The organism is Bacillus cereus group sp. BfR-BA-01349 (genome assembly GCF_022663795.1).
Taxonomy (GTDB): domain Bacteria; phylum Bacillota; class Bacilli; order Bacillales; family Bacillaceae_G; genus Bacillus_A; species Bacillus_A cereus.
This window is the reverse complement of the sequence record NZ_JAKUGE010000025.1, coordinates 38083-55193: the sequence shown is the minus strand read 5'-3', so window position 1 is coordinate 55193 and position 17111 is coordinate 38083. Positions and strand designations below refer to the sequence as shown.

Here is a 17111-nt window from a genome sequence, read left to right as displayed (position 1 = left end):
TTTATGTTTTCTTTTTAATTGTAACTAAAACAGTTACAATTATACTAAAAAAATATAACTCATTTCTATTACTAATGGTTATTCTGTAACTATTATAGTTACAGATTTAAAGTAAGTCAATTCTTTTCTCTACATGACCTGAAAATAGAAAAAGGGACTTCATGTTGAAGTCCCTTTCTTTGTTATTATAGTTGGCTTACTCCGCCGCCGTCGCCTTTATTATCTGCTGGTGCTCCTCCTGTGTCGCCAATGTTAACGTAGTCTGGTCTTGCTGGTGCTCCGCCACCATCACCTCTATTTAAAGCATGTTGTTCAGACTCTGTAAAAGCAGTAAGCCCTAATGAAAGTAGTATTACTAAACCTGCTATCAATACATTAATTTTTTTCATTTATTTTAGCGCTCCTTCTTTTAAAAGTTTTTTTCGAGCTTGGCTACTAATATAAAAGTATTTACTAGCCTTTTCATGTTTTTCTTCTTGATAAAATTTATAAGCTAATATTTCTGCGTATTCCTTAACACAATCTAAAAGGGAGTGTTCTTCAAAATACGAAATACTTTCCACAGTTACTTTCTCTAACTCATTAGCACTCGAATTAATATTTAATTCCTTCAATATCATAAAGCGATGTTGAAATTCTTTATTTTGCAACTCATTACAAATTTTCAGCCCTAGTTCTATTAAGTTATTAGCAATTTCTATTTTGCCCAGTTTATAATTTTCCTCTGCTTCAGTAAAAATCGCTTTAAAATGCTTAGGCATTTTCTTAGTCACTTCACTTAAATGTCTAATTGCCAAATCTGATAAATTCTGACTACTATATAACCACCCTAAGTTACTTCTAACCATTAAAATATGTTTTTCTTCTTTATCATGTTGTTGAAGTAAATGGATTGCGGTATTAAAACTTTCCTCCGCTAACTCAAACTGTTTAAAATCAATACAACATAATCCTATGAAGTTATGGCACAACGCCACGTTTCCTTCGTAACCTTTATGTTCACAAAATATTTCTTTCGCCTTTTTGATATAATCTAAAGCTAACATTTGCTGATATACTTGATAGTAAAAATATCCCATCCGATAATTAAACTCCGCATGTTCTATCGGATCTGCAATATATTTCAATAACTTCTCAGCTTGCTCATACTGTTCTTTCGCTTCGTTATAATTTGAAATTAATGTGCAATGAAACCCTTTAAAAAAGTGATAATAATAAGCTAAAAAGCCCTCTGTTGGAATTTCGAAAGATTCCACTTTATCAAAACTATCTTCTCTAACTGAAATCCAATCAACTAATGCATCATATCTAAAATTCAACAACGCATGATAAAGTAATACATCCTGATCCACATCCAACCCACTAATCTTACTTTCAATCTCCTCTTTCATTTCTGTGGCCTTCTCTATATTTTGCTGCAACATTACACGATACCAATCATCTAAAGAATGTTTCATTTGCTCCCGCGTTACTACATCTGCTCCCATACACTCGCATCCCCTTTTCTCCAAAATTACAAAATTAGGATTTTTATACAATTATTAAAATTGTATATTACCACTCCTTTTCTATGTATTGAAAAATAATTATTAGAAAATTCAATATTTTAATTAATTATACCAAACTTTTCCTTTTTAATAACTTGAGAAATAATTGTCAGAAAACTTACTAGGATAAATAAAAAAGCAAGTAGTTCCAGCACTCCGCTAAAACTACTTGCTCTCCTACTTACTATCTCTATTTTTACTCTTTAATAAATTCCTTCGTACTTCTCACTGTATCAATTGGACGAACTAATTTTTCAATTTCTTCACGTTTTGGCTCTAGGAATAGAGGTAAAGATAATTTTTCGCCAAGTGTTTCGTATGGCTCATCTCCCATAAATCCTGGGCCGTCTGTTGCAAATTCAAATAAGATTTGTGGTGCAACTCTTGCGTATAATGATTCAAAGAAATGACGGTCTACATAACCAGATGAAGGAAGTCCAACGCTACTGATTCTCTCAATCCATTCTTCTAATACAGCGCGATCTTCTACGCGGAATGCAGCATGGTGAACCGTACCAAAACCTTGTCGTGCTTCTGGAAGAACCGTATTATGTTCTACAATGACAGAAGCACCGTTTCCACCTTTATTCACTTCAAATAAATAGAATTCTCCTTCTTGCGCAACCTCTTTAAATAATAGAACTTTCTCTAACACTTCTTTGAAGAAACTAAAGTTTGCAATACGGATGAATACAGGCCCTAAACCAGTAATTGCATATTCTAATGGAACTGGTCCGTTTTGCCATGGTGTACCTGATTCTATACCGTTATCAAGCTCATCTGAAATTAATTGATATTGTTGGTCATCAAAGTCAACGAAAGAAAGAGTTTTCTTACCAAATTGCTCTTTAATTCCTGTATGTTCTACTTCAAGACGGTCAAAGCGTTTCACCCAATATGCTAATGCTGCATCAGTCGGAACACGGAATGAAGTTTTTGAAATTTCATTTGTACCGTGTACACCTTTCGGAACACCTGGGAAGTCAAAGAATGTCATATCTGTTCCTGCACTACCTTTATCATCTGCAAAGAATAAATGATACGTTTGAATGTCATCTTGGTTTACTGTTTTCTTAACTAAACGCATTCCTAAAACGTGAGTGAAAAACTCATAGTTTTTTTCTGCACTACTTGTAATCGCTGTAACGTGGTGAATTCCTTTTAATTGGTTCATTTTATATTCCTCCAATGGGTTTCATTTATATGTTAAAGTTGTATATTTTCTTCTATTACTTCTCTTCAATAGGTGCTAAATTCGCTTCAATCTCTGCACGCTGATTTTCTAAGAACGGTGGTAAATCAAGTTTTTCTCCTAAATGTTCTACATCTCCATCAACTGTAAACCCTGGTCCATCTGTCGCAATTTCAAATAGGATTCCGTTTGATTCACGGAAATATAAGCTTTTAAAGTAGAAACGGTCAATGATTCCTGAAGAATGGAAGCCTCTTTGTTTCACTTGTTCTTCCCAATAGGCAAGCTCTGCATCGTTTTTCACGCGAATTGCTAAATGGTGGATGCTACCGCGGCCTGGTTTTTCAGTAGGACCATCTAAATATTTCACAACGATTTCTCCAAAAGCCTCTCCTTTAATGGACTGAAAAATTGCTTCCTCTTCGCTTCGGCTAACCTCTGTATAACCAAACATCTCTGTAAGTGTACTCGCCATTTTATCAAGTCTACGAACTGTCATTTCCACAGAACCCATTCCTTGAATTTGATGCTTTGCAGGAACTTCTGATTTCTCCCAAGTTTCCCAGTGCTCTACTTTTTCTCCGTTTGAAACGAGTAGTACTAAGCGAAGACCTTCAGCATCCTCAAATTGTAAAGCAGGACGATTTGCATATGTTGTCATCTCACTATGTTTCACATCAAATTTCTCAAATCGTTCTTTCCAGTAATGTAAGCTTTCCTCTGAAGGAACGAGTAATCCAATTCGAGTAATCGCATTTGTACCGCGATATGTTCTTCCTACTAAAGGAATTTCAAAAAATGATAACTCTGTACCCGGACTTCCTGTTTTATCTCCGTAAAATAAATGATACATTGACGGATCATCTTGGTTTACTGTCATTTTCACACGACGTAATCCAAGTACATTTTTATAAAAGTGATTATTTTCATTTGTATTTTTCGTAACCATTGAAATGTGATGATGCCCTTTAATTTTATACATTTGTAATTCCTCCACTTCATTTTACTAGTCAAGTGATGATAAAAAAATAATATGTTTTTTTAGCTGTTCAATTTATTCTCATTATGTTTTTGTAAATTCATCTTAGTTTTTACTGCATAAGTTACTTTCGTTTTTAACTCGAAAACAACTGAGTGTATGTTTTTCATATGACTCAATCGCTTTCGTTACTATCACTTTACAACTCAAGTGATTAAAAAGCAAGTAATTTATCTCAAATTCGAGATATTTTTTTATTGGATAACATTTTGAACTGGAGAATGATAAAGTGAAGGCTAATAATCAGTGGGGGTTTTACTGTCCATTATCGCGGGATAAAGTATTCATACGAAGAGTAGACAACTTCTCCCCTTTAAAAAGGTTTATTACATGGTGAAAAGGAATATTATCCATAAAAGAAAGGGGTTAATTTATGAATAAAAATATATCATTACTGACCTTATCATTATTCCTATATCTATCCGCTTGTTCGACTGAGACAAACACTGGTAGTACATCTACTACTGAACAACCAAAAGGAAAAACTGCCTCAATACAACAAGAGGAAAATCATAAACCTATTTTCTTTCAAGGAAAGGAAATAAAGAAAATTGAGCTTATATCCGCTAAGGTAAAAAATAAAAAAGCAGTTATAAATCTAGAGTTTGATCAAATTATTAAATCCATGGAACATACAGGAATAGATAAGGATCGAGAAAGAGTTATTCCTCTTTTGCTAGATGATGAGGCCAAAGCAAATATTGATTATCAAATGAATGTAAATTACCAAGATGGTTCCAATGAAACATATTTAATTTGGCTAGAGGATAAAAAAGTTGTAATTGCTCGTCAAGATCATGAAGAACAAAAAAATCTAGAACATTACATAATAAGGGATACAGATGCTCAACAAATATTACGTTTATTTAAGAACAATGTAGAATAACAATAAGCTGCCCATATGGACAGCTTATTGTATTTTTTGCTTAACATATTTTTTCTGAAATGCTGGCGGTACTCAATTTAAAAGTTGATATGCCCCCATTCTAGTGGCAAGATATGTTTTATTAGTTCTTCGTTACACCCATGCGAACTTCTTAACTATTTTATTTCATTTTTAATAAAGTGAAACTTTAATCAGTGGGGGTTTTCTTCCCCCCCACTGATTATCAGCCCTCACCAATCGGACTTTTATGGGCAGCCCGACCCCCACCTAAATTCTTTGCTTTCGCTGAATTTTGAGTTAGGGGTCTTACTGCCCATTAAAGCGGGATAAATTGAAATTTAATGACTTAACATTATGCTTATCTTAGGAGCGAGGTATTTTATCGGTGAGTGTATACAAACCATGTAATGCTTGCTGTTAATAATGCTGACGAAATCAAAGCTGTAAGAACACTATATGTTTGCCACATAAGTATTGTTGACCAATCGAAAGCGCAGCACAGTATACCCAGAGCAATCGTAGCGATCAGGAAAATAACTGTTACGGTTATTCTCTTTTTTGTCATTGGCTGTCGCTCATTCGTTCTCCTTCTGCGTAATCCTAAGAGAAATAGCAAAACGGCCAATAGGCAAAAAATAATTGTGATAGACGACAAAATGATATCCAAAAGCTGTGTGCCGCTTATTTCATATGACTGAGTTAGATTGCCTTCTAATATATCTTTAACTTTTAGTACCATGTTTGTATTGGTATTTGTGCCGTTGCTCAGCAAGGAGACGGCTGTTCGTTCATTTGGCAGTATGACTACTTCGGTTCTGAAATTTGGATTGCCCCCAGTGTGTTCTATAATCGTTTGATCGGCATTTACGGACCAACCTGCCGCATAATACATACCGTTGACAGCCGAAACAGACATATCACCCCTATGTGATTTTTCGATAACCGTGTGAAATATTTCGGGTATGTCCTGCACGATACCCATCTGTATGCCCATCCAACGAGCCATATCTTTTGTATTAGAAATGATGTAGCCTGCGGGTTTATTCCCAGCATAATCCGGAGCTTTAAATGGAGTTGTCATAAAAAAGGAAGAACGGTAGCCCTGTGCCAACTGTCCAGTAGCTTGAGCAGCTTCTTTATAAACATACGTCTGGTGAAGACCTAACGGTTGAAATACCTGTTCCTTCATAAAGTCTTCATAGCTTTGTCGCGACACAATCTCAATAACCAAACCCAATACGTCATAATTAACGGTTCCATAGTTATACTGTTCACCGGGAGGGAACGCCAATTCAGCATCCACGAGCATTTCCACAGTCTTTTGCAACATATCCGGTGTATTGCCTTGTGGAATATTTTGAAGATGCCTAATATTTGTTAGACCACTGGTATGGTGAAGAAAGTTATTTAGTGTAAGACTTTGCATATCAACAGGTTTCCCTTGATACTTTAATGTAAACCAAGGTAAATATTTTTGGACAGGGTCAGTCATTGAAAGCAGCCCTTGCTCTTCCAATAGCATAATACCCATACCGGTAAAAGCTTTACTGACCGAGGCTAACTCATAGAGTGTATTTTCACTTGCAGACAACCCCTTTTCACGGTCTGCATACCCTGAAGAAAAGTAGAACACTTCATCATCAGCAAGTATTGAGATTGACATTCCCGGCACACCTGATATACGACAGGCATCATCTAGCAACGCTTGTATTGCCGCAGATTGCGAATCTGACAACGCATAACTTTGTGTTGCAAATCCTGAGAATAATATAAATATCGTTAATACAAAAACAATAATCTTTTTCATAAACTCTCCTTTTTGGAAAAATTATAAGAGAATAATATAAATAACCTCCTTTTACAACTACGAAACTAAATTTTAATGTATCTTTCTATTCACCTGTATAATATCAAATAATTGCGAATAGTTACACTTGAACGAACAGATGGATGTAATTTGAAACAACTTTAAAGAGCCTTGCTACGTAGAATGTAGTAAGGCTCTTAGCTTTTTAATAATCAAAATTCAATAACTTTATTATCATTATACAACAGCCTCACTAAGCGTATTAACACTTAATGAGGCCACTTTATTCACACTATTAATTATGGAACGTCGGCTTATAGAATGAACGATTATCAAGAGCAAAGACACGCTCTGTGTACTCGCCTGGTTTTGTGCGTCCTAATGCACGGTCCATCATGTTCATTTTTGCATCTAAGTTATCGATGTAATGCAGAATTTCTGCTTCTTTTACTAATGGTGGTTTTGGGCTACCCCATTCTGCTTTTCCGTGGTGAGAAAGAACGATGTGTTGAAGAATCAATACTTCTTCTGCATCGATTTGCAATTCGTCTGCTGCTTTACCAATTTCGTTCACCATAATAGAAATGTGGCCTAGTAAATTTCCTTCTAACGTATACGTTGTAGAAATTGGGCCAGATAGTTCGATTACTTTACCAAGGTCATGTAAAATAACGCCTGCATATAGTAAGTCTTTATCTAACGATGGATATAGATTTGAGATAGCTTTCGCTAAATCAAGCATTGATACGACGTGATAAGCTAGTCCAGATACGAACTCGTGATGGTTCTTTGTCGCTGCTGGATAGTCTAAAAATTCGTTTTGATGCTTATTTAATAAATGTCTTGTTAGACGCTGAATGTTCGGGTTTCTCATTTCAAATATGTATTGCGTAATTTTCTCAACCATATCTTCTTTTTTCACTGGTGCTTTTTCTACGAAGTCTGAGATATCTGTTACTTCATTTTCATTCGCAACACGAATTTGTTTCACACGTAATTGAATACGTCCTTTGTAGTTTAAAATATCACCAGCTACTTTCACGATTGTTTCCGCTACATATTGTTTCTCAACTTCTGGTGATACGTCCCATAGCTTCGCTTCAATGTCTCCACTTGGATCTTGTAAGATTACTGTTAAAAATGGCTTTCCATTGCTTGCGATACCTTTTGTCGCTGTTTTAATTAACAAGAAAATATCGACTTGTTCACCAACTTCATATTCTGCAATTTTCTTTTTCATTCGAATTCCTCCACCAAATCAGTTACTTTTAGTATAGCACACTACAACTCATTTTCTTTACGCATATGTGTTAATTTTATAATCTGTTTTTCTGTAAAATACGCGAGTAAATGCGCATGACATGTAAAGAATATGACTTGTCTATCCTTTGCAATTTCCTTTATAAGTTCAATCGTTCGATTCGTCCTTACCGCATCAAAATGCACGAAACTATCATCAATAATAAATGGATAATCATGTTCGAATGTTTTCGCGAGTGCAAATCTCAGCGATAAATATAACTGCTCCGCTGTCGCTTGGCTTAGTTCATGACTGTAAAAACGCATACCGTCGTTACGTTCAACGATAAACGGTTCTGCCTCTGACGGTGAAAAGATTTTACTATAGCGTCCGCCTGTTAAATAGACGAAATACTCTTCTGATTTTTGTAAAATACGAGGAAGATGAACTTCATGATAATAGTGCTTCGTTTTCGTTAACACTGTCTTTGCGGCCGCATAAGCAGCCCACTTCTTCACTTGTTCACGCACTTGCGCTTTTTTCATTTCCCATTCATGCATTAAATCGCCGTACGTACTACCTTCTTCTAAATTCGCAATTTCCATACGATGTTTCGCAATACGCTCTGTCAATTCTTTCTCTTGCGCCAGACAATTTTGCACGACTGTCATTTCTCTCTTTAATTTCTCTTCATAACCGTCAGCTTCATAATGTTCAGCTAATGATAAACTCGTTAAACGCTGTTCTAACAGATCAATTTGCGGTAATAAACGCCCGACTTGCTGCGCAGCATCTTCACGTTTTTCTGCCAGTTTACCTGCTTTTAAAAACATCTCTTCATCTGTAGAATGTGCGATATGCCATAAACTATCTCGTTCTACTAACAGTTGTTTTAATTGCTCTTGCATGAACTCATATTCTTCTTGCCATTCCACAAGCTTCTCTTTTAACTGCTTACAAGTTTGGCGCTTTTCTTTCTCATTTTGCATACGGATTTGCGCCTCGTGCAGCTTACTATACTCCGCACTACCGATAACAGTTTCTAGTTTATGTTCAAATTGCGAAATCATTTCATATAATGAAGATTTCCGCTCACTTTGTTTCTCTAACTCGCGATATAATTGCTGCATTTTTCCCATACGCTCAAACGCCGGCAATATGTGTGCATACGTATAAAATTCAGGGAACATATAGCGCACTTTATACACATCGACTTGTTCTCCCGCCTGGAACTTTTCTCTCTCCCATTCCTCATACGATGAAACGACTTTATCATACGCTCGTTCCAACTGCTGTAACTTATACGACTCGCGCTCAAATAACTTCCGAACCTCTTCATCTTTTTCTAACTGATAACGAACAGACATCGCTTCTTCACTTTGTCTCCCGCCAGCACTTTGCTGAAGTGTAAGGAACTCTTCTTGTAATCCACTTGATGGATCTTTATATAAAACAAGGGCGAGAACAATCCCTACAAAAACAATGACACTAATAAATAAGAGCGCTCGGTTATCTATAAATAAGCTTGTGAATAAAACAAGCGTGTTAATAAGAAGTAACAGAAGACAAACTCTTTGCCACTGCTTTTTCTTTTGCTTAGCTGCTCCTGCTTTTTCCTCATACTTACGCTTCATTCTCTCTGCGCCCATACCGATAAACGCCGCATCTTGGAATGATTTCTCTTTCTCAACTAACACATTTCTCTCTTCATCCACTAACATTTGTTTCTTAATCTGTCTTATATTTTCTTCTTGTTCTTCTAATTGCTCTTGCGCTACTTTAAAACGATCATCAAGCTGTGCTTTTTGCGTTTCTAATTCACGCGCCTTTTGCACTGTTTGCGTAATTAACTCTTTCGTTGCCAAACTCATATCAAACGACAGAACTGTTTCCTTTTCAAAAGTAGCACCAATTTGTTGTTCTAGTTCTGCGATTTCTTCTTTTATATTCGTAATACTTCCTGTCATATCACGCATTTCTTGGCGTGCATTTTCGTAAGACATATGCTGCATACGAAGTTCTTCTACATAACTTTCTTTTTGTAAAAAATCCTCATCTATTTGAATTGATTCTATTTCCGATTGCACATTCTCAATTTTTTTATAGAGCGAATCAACTTGTAATTGGAGCGGCTCCATCTTCGCTTTAATTCCTTCATAACGCGCCATTCCGTTTACAGGAAACTGCCCGCTCTCGTTCTCTAACACTTTCTCATGCGCACGTTTTTCAATAACGAGTGGCTCAAGCGCTGCTAATATTTCATAATCTTGCTTTCGTTTTTCTGCACTCTCTTTTTCCCCGCGAACAGAAGCAAGCTTCTCTTCACTTTCTTTTAACTGCTCCACTTGTTTTTCATACGTGCCGATTTTCCCTTGCCACTCTTTCATCTTCTCTTCAAGTTTCTTCATCTCTTGCAATGACACGTTAATTTCTGGTTTACGACCACTCGGCTTGAAGCGCTGGTCCATTTCTTTTTCTAGCTTTTTATCTAACTGCAATAGCGCATCACTTCCGACTGCACTTGCCGAAAATAAATAATTGCCAATATCCGCTTCGCCGAGCTGATGAATGTTTTGAAGCCCATGCATATCAAATGAAAAGACAGATTCAAATAAACTTTCATTCATCCCGCTTAATATATCGTTTAAAATTTCTTCTCCGCCCGTTTTCCCGTCTTCAAAATAAACGATCACCTCGCCAGCTGCCGTCTTTGGCAATCGCTCAATTTTCAAACGACCGTACTGCTCCGTTTGCACAATGATCGCACCGCCATATTTTCCGCCTTCTTTCGGCTCATAACGGCGCTGTCCTCTCGTCGGAAAACCGAATAAAATACTTTTCATAAATGAGCGAATTGTCGATTTCCCCGCTTCATTTTCACCGTATAACACTGTCAGCAAGGAAAGATCCATTTCCACATTTTCTAATTTTCCGTACCCATAAATATGGAGTTTTTCAATTCTCATTTTTTATCCCTCTCTTGCTGGAATAATTGTTCTAAAATAATATTTTCTGCTTCCTTCTGAATCTCTTTCTTCTCTTCTTCTGTAAAAGATTCAATACTATTACGCGCTACAGGAGATGTCCAAATAGTTCGCAATACTCCGTCCATATTAGTGAAAGCTTCTAACTCCTTTAGCACACTACCGACGAAATGATTTTCCGCTTTCAAACGTTCGATTTCCGCAAAAGAAACCGTCTCATTTTTCCACTTCATCGCATATACGAAGTCTTTTCGCTCTTCTCCAGATGCTAAAATGTGAAAAATCTCTTCCACACGCTTTTCGTCGCGCAAATAAGGGGAAAGTGGGCCTTGTCCTGTAAATACGACAGTTAATAACGTACCTTCCTCTTCTCTTCGGCATTCATTCATCGCAGTAGATATGCTTGTCATAAGTTCATCAACAGTTTCAAGTCCATCAATACAAACTTCGATTTCATCCCATACAACATCTGCCGTATGGAAAAATGAACACTGCGTTCCTTGTTTCGTAAGTTCAATAAGGTACGCACCCTTCTCGCCTGTTTCCTTACGATGACGACCTTGTATGTTCCCTGGATAAATAATGTATGGTTCTTCTGATAAAATTTCACGTTTATGTATATGGCCAAGAGCCCAATAATCAAACTGTTTTTCTTTCAACTCACGAATTTGAAACGGTGCATAGCGGTTATGCTCTGCATCTCCTTCCACACTTCCGTGAAGCATACCAATATGAAAAGTCGCATCACTCATTTTCGTATACTGCGCTGTCATATTATCCGTTACCGCTTGCTGCAAATAACTAAAACCATAAATAGAAGCTAATAGCTCACCATTTTTATAAAATGATTTCTCTTCTACATAAGGCTCAGTAAATACATGAACATTTTCCGGAAACTCAATTGCTGCCCAGCTTCCCCCTAAATGATCATGGTTACCGTGAATAATAAAAACAGGGATATTGTATTGCGAAAGTCTCTTCATTTGCTCACGCACAAACACTTGCGCCCTCAAACTTCTCGTCTCCGCATCATACAAATCCCCAGCTAGTAATACGAAATCAACGCGCTCTTGAATCGCTTTATCAACAATACGCTCAAATGATTCAAACGTACTTTGCTTCATTCTCTCCCAAACAGACTGCGCAACATTCATCTCCATCCCTTTAAACGGACTATCCAAATGCAAATCAGCCGCATGTATAAACTTTACTTGTTTCACAAATAACGATCCTTTCTATCTTTCAAAAGTTTCATTTTATCAAAATTAAAATCGCTGAAAACTAATAATTATCGAGAATAAAAATATTCTCGATGATTAAAGTTTCATTCTATTTTACCACGCAATGTCATATATTTCTTTGCATATTGTAGCATTTTATGCCAAAATAATTATAAGATTCTGATTTTAATTATTGGAGGGAATTTTCATGGGAGTATACGTTCTAACAGTCTTTGAAAAAGATGGTTCAAAAGCATTAGACGAATCATTCGAGGCGGCAACTGAAAAAGAAGCAAAAGCAAAAGGTGAATCTATTTTACAAGAAAAAGGATTGTATGAAAAAACACATCGCTGTACATCTACTGCAGGTAAGCTCGTTTTATTCCAGCGCTAAAAAAAGAAGCGTCATCCGCTTCTTTTTCACTCTACTATATCTTCGTCACACCACGTAAACACCACATCTAGAATGCGATTACCGATACGTACGCGTTTATTCCATTTACCTGTTTGGATCTGATGTTGCAATTCTGCTTTCATCTTTTCCGTCCAGTCGTGAATCGTTTCACTACCGTCGTACGGATATACGCCTGGAAACTCTTCCTGCAGTAGATGCAAGCTCTCTGCATCAAAATGAAAATGGAAGAAGTAGTTTGCTGTAAGCGATGGTTCTTGCAATTGTAAAAAATGATCATCAATTTGCTTTCTATTTCGATAGAAAGTAAAGATATTCACTTTACTGCTAGTAATTTGGTCAATTTGAATTTCGTGCTTCTCTATAATCACGTCTTGTCCACCTCGTTGTATACTATCTTTAGTATATATGTCTTTTGCAACAAAGTTAACCATTTTCGTGCGAAATTCATTTCCTTCATTATAATTCCTGTACCTCCATATGTAATCAGGATAAATAAAAACAAAGTTGAAGGGGAGCGATCACATGTATTTCGGAAGCAAAGGTTGGTATGTAAAAGAACTTAAAAAATTAGGTATCCGTACTTATGAAGGTAAAAAACTAGAATCTTATCGTACGCATGTGTTGTCTAGTTTACTTGAGAGAATGAAGAAGGCTTCGGCTTAATAGAATAGCAAGAAGTAAACCTGAATATTGGTAAATGATAAAAAACACCTCCTAAATTCGCATACTAAGTATGCAAATTAAATGGAGGTGTTTTTATTAGTTTCACTTTTTCAGGGGCTCTTCAGTTTTCATAAAATATTTTTTGTTTCCGCTGAAACGGATAAGTTTTAATCTCAGCTGTATCTAAATTTTCATGGAATAAATGAATAGCTATAATTTGTCTACAATCGTAGGTATGGTAATAATATGTTCCAGATTCCATACACATTGCACTCGTATAGATGGTATTATCTAATGTTCCGTCTTCTGTTATTACTGCCCCTTTAGGGACCTCACAATTTGATAAGATATGAAAAATAGCCGATATCCCCTCTTCTTCGTTCTCTATACCTTGAATGTTTTGTTTGCCATATGCTGCCCGCACAAATCTTGATGGCGGGGTAAAATCTCCAGGAAGTCCCATCGTTCCTGAACCTTGGCCAAAAGCACTTAATGGTACATCTCCCCACTCCGTTGGCGCAAATGGCTGCGATTTAAGTCCAATATATTGTCTTAAATTTTGTAAATGCCAATTAAACTCCGGACTATTAGTCATCACTCCTAATGGATTGTCATACATTTTTAGTCCATCAGTTGTCGGCTCAAGTACAATACAATCTCCCCATTTATCTGCTAAAATCCAATGTAGCGGTGGGGTAATTCCTAAAACTGGTAATGGTATATCTATAAGGGAAATGTTATCAACAGATTTTTTTAACTCTTCAACAGAATTAAATTGCGTGAGGCTCCAAGCCACAAAATCAAATGGCGCTAAATTCGTTTTATGGTTATCTATACTGTTACTATAAGTAGCGAATCCCGGGAAATAGAGAGTGGCACACGTCATACCAGCTTCATTTACTCCGTCCGCCATAATGACCCTTCCTTCATGATTAATTCCCATTCCGACAACAGCCTTTTTCGCTCGGATAGTTTCACCAGTTATATTGTTCCACTGATAACGCCGAGGAATGATTATTACTTCCTGATTCATATCTAATGTGAAATCCATTGTTCTCGCAAAAAGATGTTGGAAATTTTTAGTTTGTAACGTCAAACTAGTGCACATGAAGAAATCCCCCCATTTTATAGTTATATACACATTTTATAAAATTCTGATAAATACGTAAATTAAAAACCCTATTTATCACTAACAAAGTAACCACCCAAACTAAAAATGCTATAATAAATCCAATCAAACTAAGGGGGCAAATTACTTTGCTTGGAACATGCATTCAATTTCATAAGTTTGGCAATCCAAAAGACGTATTACAAGTTGAATATAAAAATATAGAACCACTGAAAGATAATGAAGTTTTCGTCCGTATGCTAGTTAGACCGATTAATCCATCTGACTTAATTCCCATCACAGGAGCGTACGCTCATAGAATTCCTTTACCTAACATACCTGGCTATGAAGGTGTTGGTATTGTAGAAAATGTTGGCGCTTTTGTTTCTCGAGAGCTTATCGGTAAACGAGTGTTACCTTTACGCGGGGAAGGTACTTGGCAAGAATATGTGAAGACATCAGCTGATTTTGTAGTCCCTATTCCTGATTCCATTGATGATTTCACAGCGGCACAAATGTATATTAATCCCCTTACGGCGTGGGTTACTTGTACAGAAACGTTAAACTTACAGCGTAATGACGTTTTATTAGTGAATGCTTGTGGGTCCGCTATTGGACATCTATTTGCGCAGTTATCCCAAATTTTAAATTTCCGATTAATTGCCGTTACAAGAAATAATAAGCATACAGAAGAATTACTGCGCCTTGGTGCTGCATATGTAATTGATACTTCCACTGCCCCGCTTTATGAAACTGTTATGGAATTAACAAACGGGATTGGTGCGGATGCTGCGATTGATTCTATCGGAGGACCGGATGGAAATGAATTAGCTTTTTCCTTACGTCCAAACGGGCATTTTTTAACGATCGGTCTTCTATCAGGAATACAAGTGAACTGGGCCGAGATTGTCACAAAAGCAAAAGTACACGCAAACATATTTCATTTACGACATTGGAATAAAAATGTGTCAGCATATAAATGGCAGGAGACGTTTCGTCACTTAATTCGTCTAGTAGAAAATGAGCAATTACGTTTTATGAAAGTCCATTCTACATATGACTTAGCGGATGTGAAAACGGCGGTTGATGTTGTGCAATCTGCGGAGAAAACGAAAGGGAAAGTTTTTTTGACGGGTTACTGACTACAATTGAAGGAGTCTTTTTGATTGGCCATTTAAATAGACTAGATAGTACGTTTAGGAACACCTAATTGTAAGTATCTGGTATAATCCTATTAAAAGGTGAAAGGAGATTTTCACATGTGGCTAATCACGGCAATCGCGCCTGTTGTAATAGTTGGTGGAATTGTAGTATTTGTAATTAAAAGATTGGAACATAAATATAAGAACGGAAAATTAGGTAAGAAAAAATCTCAAAAAGCTCAACTGTTATTAGATAGTTTCATACCTATGGGAATGCTTGTCGGCTGTATGATTGGTTTGATTTCCGGTATGTTTTCCCCAGATTTCTCACTGTTTTCCATTAGTTTAGGGTCTGGAATAGGCTATTTATTTGGTTATTTCGCCTATGAAATTTATAGCAAGACAGGCAACAATTTTTCATAATCCAAAAAGAATAAGCGGAACAGTACATAATCGTCATATAAAATATGTACTGTCCTTTATTGTTGCATCAACATTATCACCTTACCTTCCACATCCTATACACCTTTTTTATTGACTTTCCTCTCCTCCCTCTTTTGTATATCCACTTTTTTATTTTCATTGGATCTATACCCATAGTAAAGTAGAGCACATGTAATAACTGAACCTACAATATATCCTAAAAAACACCCTAACCAAAACATAATGTAACCGCCTCTATTCATTATAAATTTTATGTAATACAACCCTTTACATGCTCAATCGTTTATTTCTATAAACTATACACTCTCGTTATTCATACCATTATTTCTCCCCTTACCTCAAATAACAATTTTTTTATTTATCATAAAGTTAACACTCTCGTTAAACAAATATAAAGATTGCTGTATTTCTTACTTTTCTCCTTGAAAACGATATATACTATATTCGAAATAAGCGGGTGCGTCTGCTTAGTATCTAAATTCCCGTGCAATACCCCCAATCCTAGCATCTTTTACAATAACGTTTTGCTTATTTTTTGTACTTATAATACGCCATCAACTCTTCTTCATTTTAACTTTAATCATGAAACAAAAAAATCCCCTCAAAGCATAAACTTCAAGGGGTGAGCCTGTTTTTTATTTACTTATATACGTACAGCTGTACCACTTACAGCAACCATTAACATTCCATCACGAACAACTTCGTAATCTACGTCAACACCAACGACAGCGTTCGCACCTTTTTGTTTTGCAAGTTCTTTCATTTCGTCCATCGCAATATCACGAGCTTCTTTTAGCTTACTTTCATAAGAACCAGCACGACCACCGACAACATCACGAACAGAAGCGAATAAATCGCGGACAATATTTGCACCCATAATAGCTTCACCATTTACAATATCGATATACTCAATAATTTCTTTACCTTGAATTCCAGACGTCGTTGTTACAATCATGACTGACACTCTCCTATAAATTATAATTTTTGATTAGCTTTCTTATGTCTTTATTATGACATGGAAAAAGTAACTAATCTATTGAATTACCTTACAGGAGTGTGACAATTTTGTAAGAATGAAACGGCTATTATTTAATAAAGCGCTTTTACGTTAGGATACATAAACGATTTTCTATTTTCTTTCCAATCCTTTTCCACTTCTTTAAAGGTTGGTCGCCCTAATTCTTCATTGTTTTCCTGTTTACTAAACCATTTCTTTACATACTTCTCTCCATTTTTATTTTGAACCGTACAAAGGAAACTATTACTACTATCCTTTAATATTTTTACAATCACGAATAGACACCTCTTCCCTTCTCAATATCATAATAGGACTTGATCTTTTACTATAAGCCCTTCCTCTCTCATAGTCATACGACTCCTCGGCCGTGCCAAAGTTGTAAGATCAAAAACGATATTCATTATGT

17 protein-coding genes are annotated in these 17111 nt (G+C 36.2%); 5 read left to right on the top strand and 12 right to left on the bottom strand.

Annotated elements, in window-relative coordinates; genetic code table 11:
- Positions 1-185: 185 nt before the first annotated feature.
- The 4 genes from MR169_RS15365 to MR169_RS15350 all read right to left on the bottom strand — a co-directional run bounded on the left by MR169_RS15365 (position 186) and on the right by MR169_RS15350 (position 3721).
- Positions 186-389: a hypothetical protein gene (locus tag MR169_RS15365; protein WP_000723609.1), complete on the bottom strand. Its 204-nt coding sequence runs from the start codon at positions 387-389 to the stop codon at positions 186-188.
- On the bottom strand, positions 390-1487 hold the full coding sequence (locus tag MR169_RS15360) for a response regulator aspartate phosphatase (RefSeq protein WP_000500590.1): 1098 nt from the start codon (positions 1485-1487) through the stop codon (positions 390-392).
- Between the two features lie 256 nt (positions 1488-1743).
- Entirely contained in the window at positions 1744-2721 is a 978-nt protein-coding gene (locus MR169_RS15355; RefSeq protein ID WP_242319626.1) for a ring-cleaving dioxygenase, read from the bottom strand.
- A 55-nt stretch (positions 2722-2776) separates the two neighbouring features.
- On the bottom strand, positions 2777-3721 hold the full coding sequence (locus MR169_RS15350) for a ring-cleaving dioxygenase (protein ID WP_000276688.1): 945 nt from the start codon (positions 3719-3721) through the stop codon (positions 2777-2779).
- Between the two features lie 430 nt (positions 3722-4151).
- On the opposite strand from MR169_RS15350, the gene MR169_RS15345 reads away from it, so the two are divergent.
- Positions 4152-4664: a hypothetical protein gene (locus MR169_RS15345; protein WP_001038846.1), complete on the top strand. Its 513-nt coding sequence runs from the start codon at positions 4152-4154 to the stop codon at positions 4662-4664.
- Between the two features lie 379 nt (positions 4665-5043).
- Here MR169_RS15345 and MR169_RS15340 read toward each other — a convergent pair whose 3' ends face one another.
- From MR169_RS15340 to MR169_RS15325, 4 genes are all read right to left on the bottom strand, one after another.
- Complete coding sequence (locus tag MR169_RS15340) at positions 5044-6471, bottom strand: serine hydrolase domain-containing protein (RefSeq protein WP_000720973.1); 1428 nt, start codon at positions 6469-6471, stop codon at positions 5044-5046.
- A 295-nt stretch (positions 6472-6766) separates the two neighbouring features.
- Positions 6767-7711, bottom strand: a complete 945-nt coding sequence (gene yhaM / locus MR169_RS15335) for a 3'-5' exoribonuclease YhaM (protein WP_000726639.1) — start codon at positions 7709-7711, stop codon at positions 6767-6769.
- Between the two features lie 41 nt (positions 7712-7752).
- Positions 7753-10677: an ATP-binding protein gene (locus tag MR169_RS15330; protein WP_001217595.1), complete on the bottom strand. Its 2925-nt coding sequence runs from the start codon at positions 10675-10677 to the stop codon at positions 7753-7755.
- Positions 10674-11915, bottom strand: a complete 1242-nt coding sequence (locus MR169_RS15325; RefSeq protein WP_000815710.1) for a metallophosphoesterase family protein — start codon at positions 11913-11915, stop codon at positions 10674-10676. The genes MR169_RS15330 and MR169_RS15325 overlap by 4 nt, the downstream gene beginning before the upstream one ends.
- Before the next feature lie 208 nt (positions 11916-12123).
- Here MR169_RS15325 and MR169_RS15320 point away from each other — a divergent pair, with 208 nt between their 5' ends.
- The gene (locus MR169_RS15320; RefSeq protein ID WP_000539552.1) at positions 12124-12309 is read left to right on the top strand and encodes a YhzD family protein; all 186 of its coding nucleotides are present in this window, start codon (positions 12124-12126) and stop codon (positions 12307-12309) included.
- Positions 12310-12335: 26 nt separating this feature from the next.
- Here the strand turns inward: MR169_RS15320 and MR169_RS15315 are convergent, their stop codons facing one another.
- On the bottom strand, positions 12336-12698 hold the full coding sequence (locus MR169_RS15315) for a hypothetical protein (protein ID WP_242319625.1): 363 nt from the start codon (positions 12696-12698) through the stop codon (positions 12336-12338).
- 154 nt (positions 12699-12852) lie between these two features.
- On the opposite strand from MR169_RS15315, the gene MR169_RS15310 reads away from it, so the two are divergent.
- Positions 12853-12993: a YflJ family protein gene (locus MR169_RS15310; RefSeq protein WP_000273536.1), complete on the top strand. Its 141-nt coding sequence runs from the start codon at positions 12853-12855 to the stop codon at positions 12991-12993.
- A 121-nt stretch (positions 12994-13114) separates the two neighbouring features.
- Here MR169_RS15310 and MR169_RS15305 read toward each other — a convergent pair whose 3' ends face one another.
- On the bottom strand, positions 13115-14101 hold the full coding sequence (locus tag MR169_RS15305) for a choloylglycine hydrolase family protein (protein WP_000337592.1): 987 nt from the start codon (positions 14099-14101) through the stop codon (positions 13115-13117).
- 149 nt (positions 14102-14250) lie between these two features.
- On the opposite strand from MR169_RS15305, the gene MR169_RS15300 reads away from it, so the two are divergent.
- The gene (locus MR169_RS15300) at positions 14251-15243 is read left to right on the top strand and encodes a zinc-dependent alcohol dehydrogenase family protein (RefSeq protein WP_000901746.1); all 993 of its coding nucleotides are present in this window, start codon (positions 14251-14253) and stop codon (positions 15241-15243) included.
- 117 nt (positions 15244-15360) lie between these two features.
- Positions 15361-15666, top strand: coding sequence for a hypothetical protein (locus tag MR169_RS15295; protein ID WP_000266269.1), 306 nt, complete (start codon positions 15361-15363; stop codon positions 15664-15666).
- A 664-nt stretch (positions 15667-16330) separates the two neighbouring features.
- Here the strand turns inward: MR169_RS15295 and MR169_RS15290 are convergent.
- A complete protein-coding gene (locus MR169_RS15290) occupies positions 16331-16642 on the bottom strand; it encodes a YbjQ family protein (RefSeq protein WP_000637512.1) in 312 nt (103 codons plus the stop codon).
- A 134-nt stretch (positions 16643-16776) separates the two neighbouring features.
- Positions 16777-16980: a DUF4028 family protein gene (locus tag MR169_RS15285; RefSeq protein ID WP_000635857.1), complete on the bottom strand. Its 204-nt coding sequence runs from the start codon at positions 16978-16980 to the stop codon at positions 16777-16779.
- Between the last annotated feature and the right edge of the window lie 131 nt (positions 16981-17111).

Coding starts and splice junctions, on each gene's coding strand:
- MR169_RS15320 (WP_000539552.1), top strand. CDS start 12,124: ATGGGAGTATACGTTCTAACAGTCTTTGAAAAAGATGGTTCAAAAGCA.
- MR169_RS15360 (WP_000500590.1), bottom strand. CDS start 1,487: ATGGGAGCAGATGTAGTAACGCGGGAGCAAATGAAACATTCTTTAGAT.
- yhaM (WP_000726639.1), bottom strand. CDS start 7,711: ATGAAAAAGAAAATTGCAGAATATGAAGTTGGTGAACAAGTCGATATT.
- MR169_RS15330 (WP_001217595.1), bottom strand. CDS start 10,677: ATGAGAATTGAAAAACTCCATATTTATGGGTACGGAAAATTAGAAAAT.
- MR169_RS15355 (WP_242319626.1), bottom strand. CDS start 2,721: ATGAACCAATTAAAAGGAATTCACCACGTTACAGCGATTACAAGTAGT.
- MR169_RS15310 (WP_000273536.1), top strand. CDS start 12,853: ATGTATTTCGGAAGCAAAGGTTGGTATGTAAAAGAACTTAAAAAATTA.
- MR169_RS15305 (WP_000337592.1), bottom strand. CDS start 14,101: ATGTGCACTAGTTTGACGTTACAAACTAAAAATTTCCAACATCTTTTT.
- MR169_RS15365 (WP_000723609.1), bottom strand. CDS start 389: ATGAAAAAAATTAATGTATTGATAGCAGGTTTAGTAATACTACTTTCA.
- MR169_RS15295 (WP_000266269.1), top strand. CDS start 15,361: ATGTGGCTAATCACGGCAATCGCGCCTGTTGTAATAGTTGGTGGAATT.
- MR169_RS15340 (WP_000720973.1), bottom strand. CDS start 6,471: ATGAAAAAGATTATTGTTTTTGTATTAACGATATTTATATTATTCTCA.
- MR169_RS15345 (WP_001038846.1), top strand. CDS start 4,152: ATGAATAAAAATATATCATTACTGACCTTATCATTATTCCTATATCTA.
- MR169_RS15290 (WP_000637512.1), bottom strand. CDS start 16,642: ATGATTGTAACAACGACGTCTGGAATTCAAGGTAAAGAAATTATTGAG.
- MR169_RS15350 (WP_000276688.1), bottom strand. CDS start 3,721: ATGTATAAAATTAAAGGGCATCATCACATTTCAATGGTTACGAAAAAT.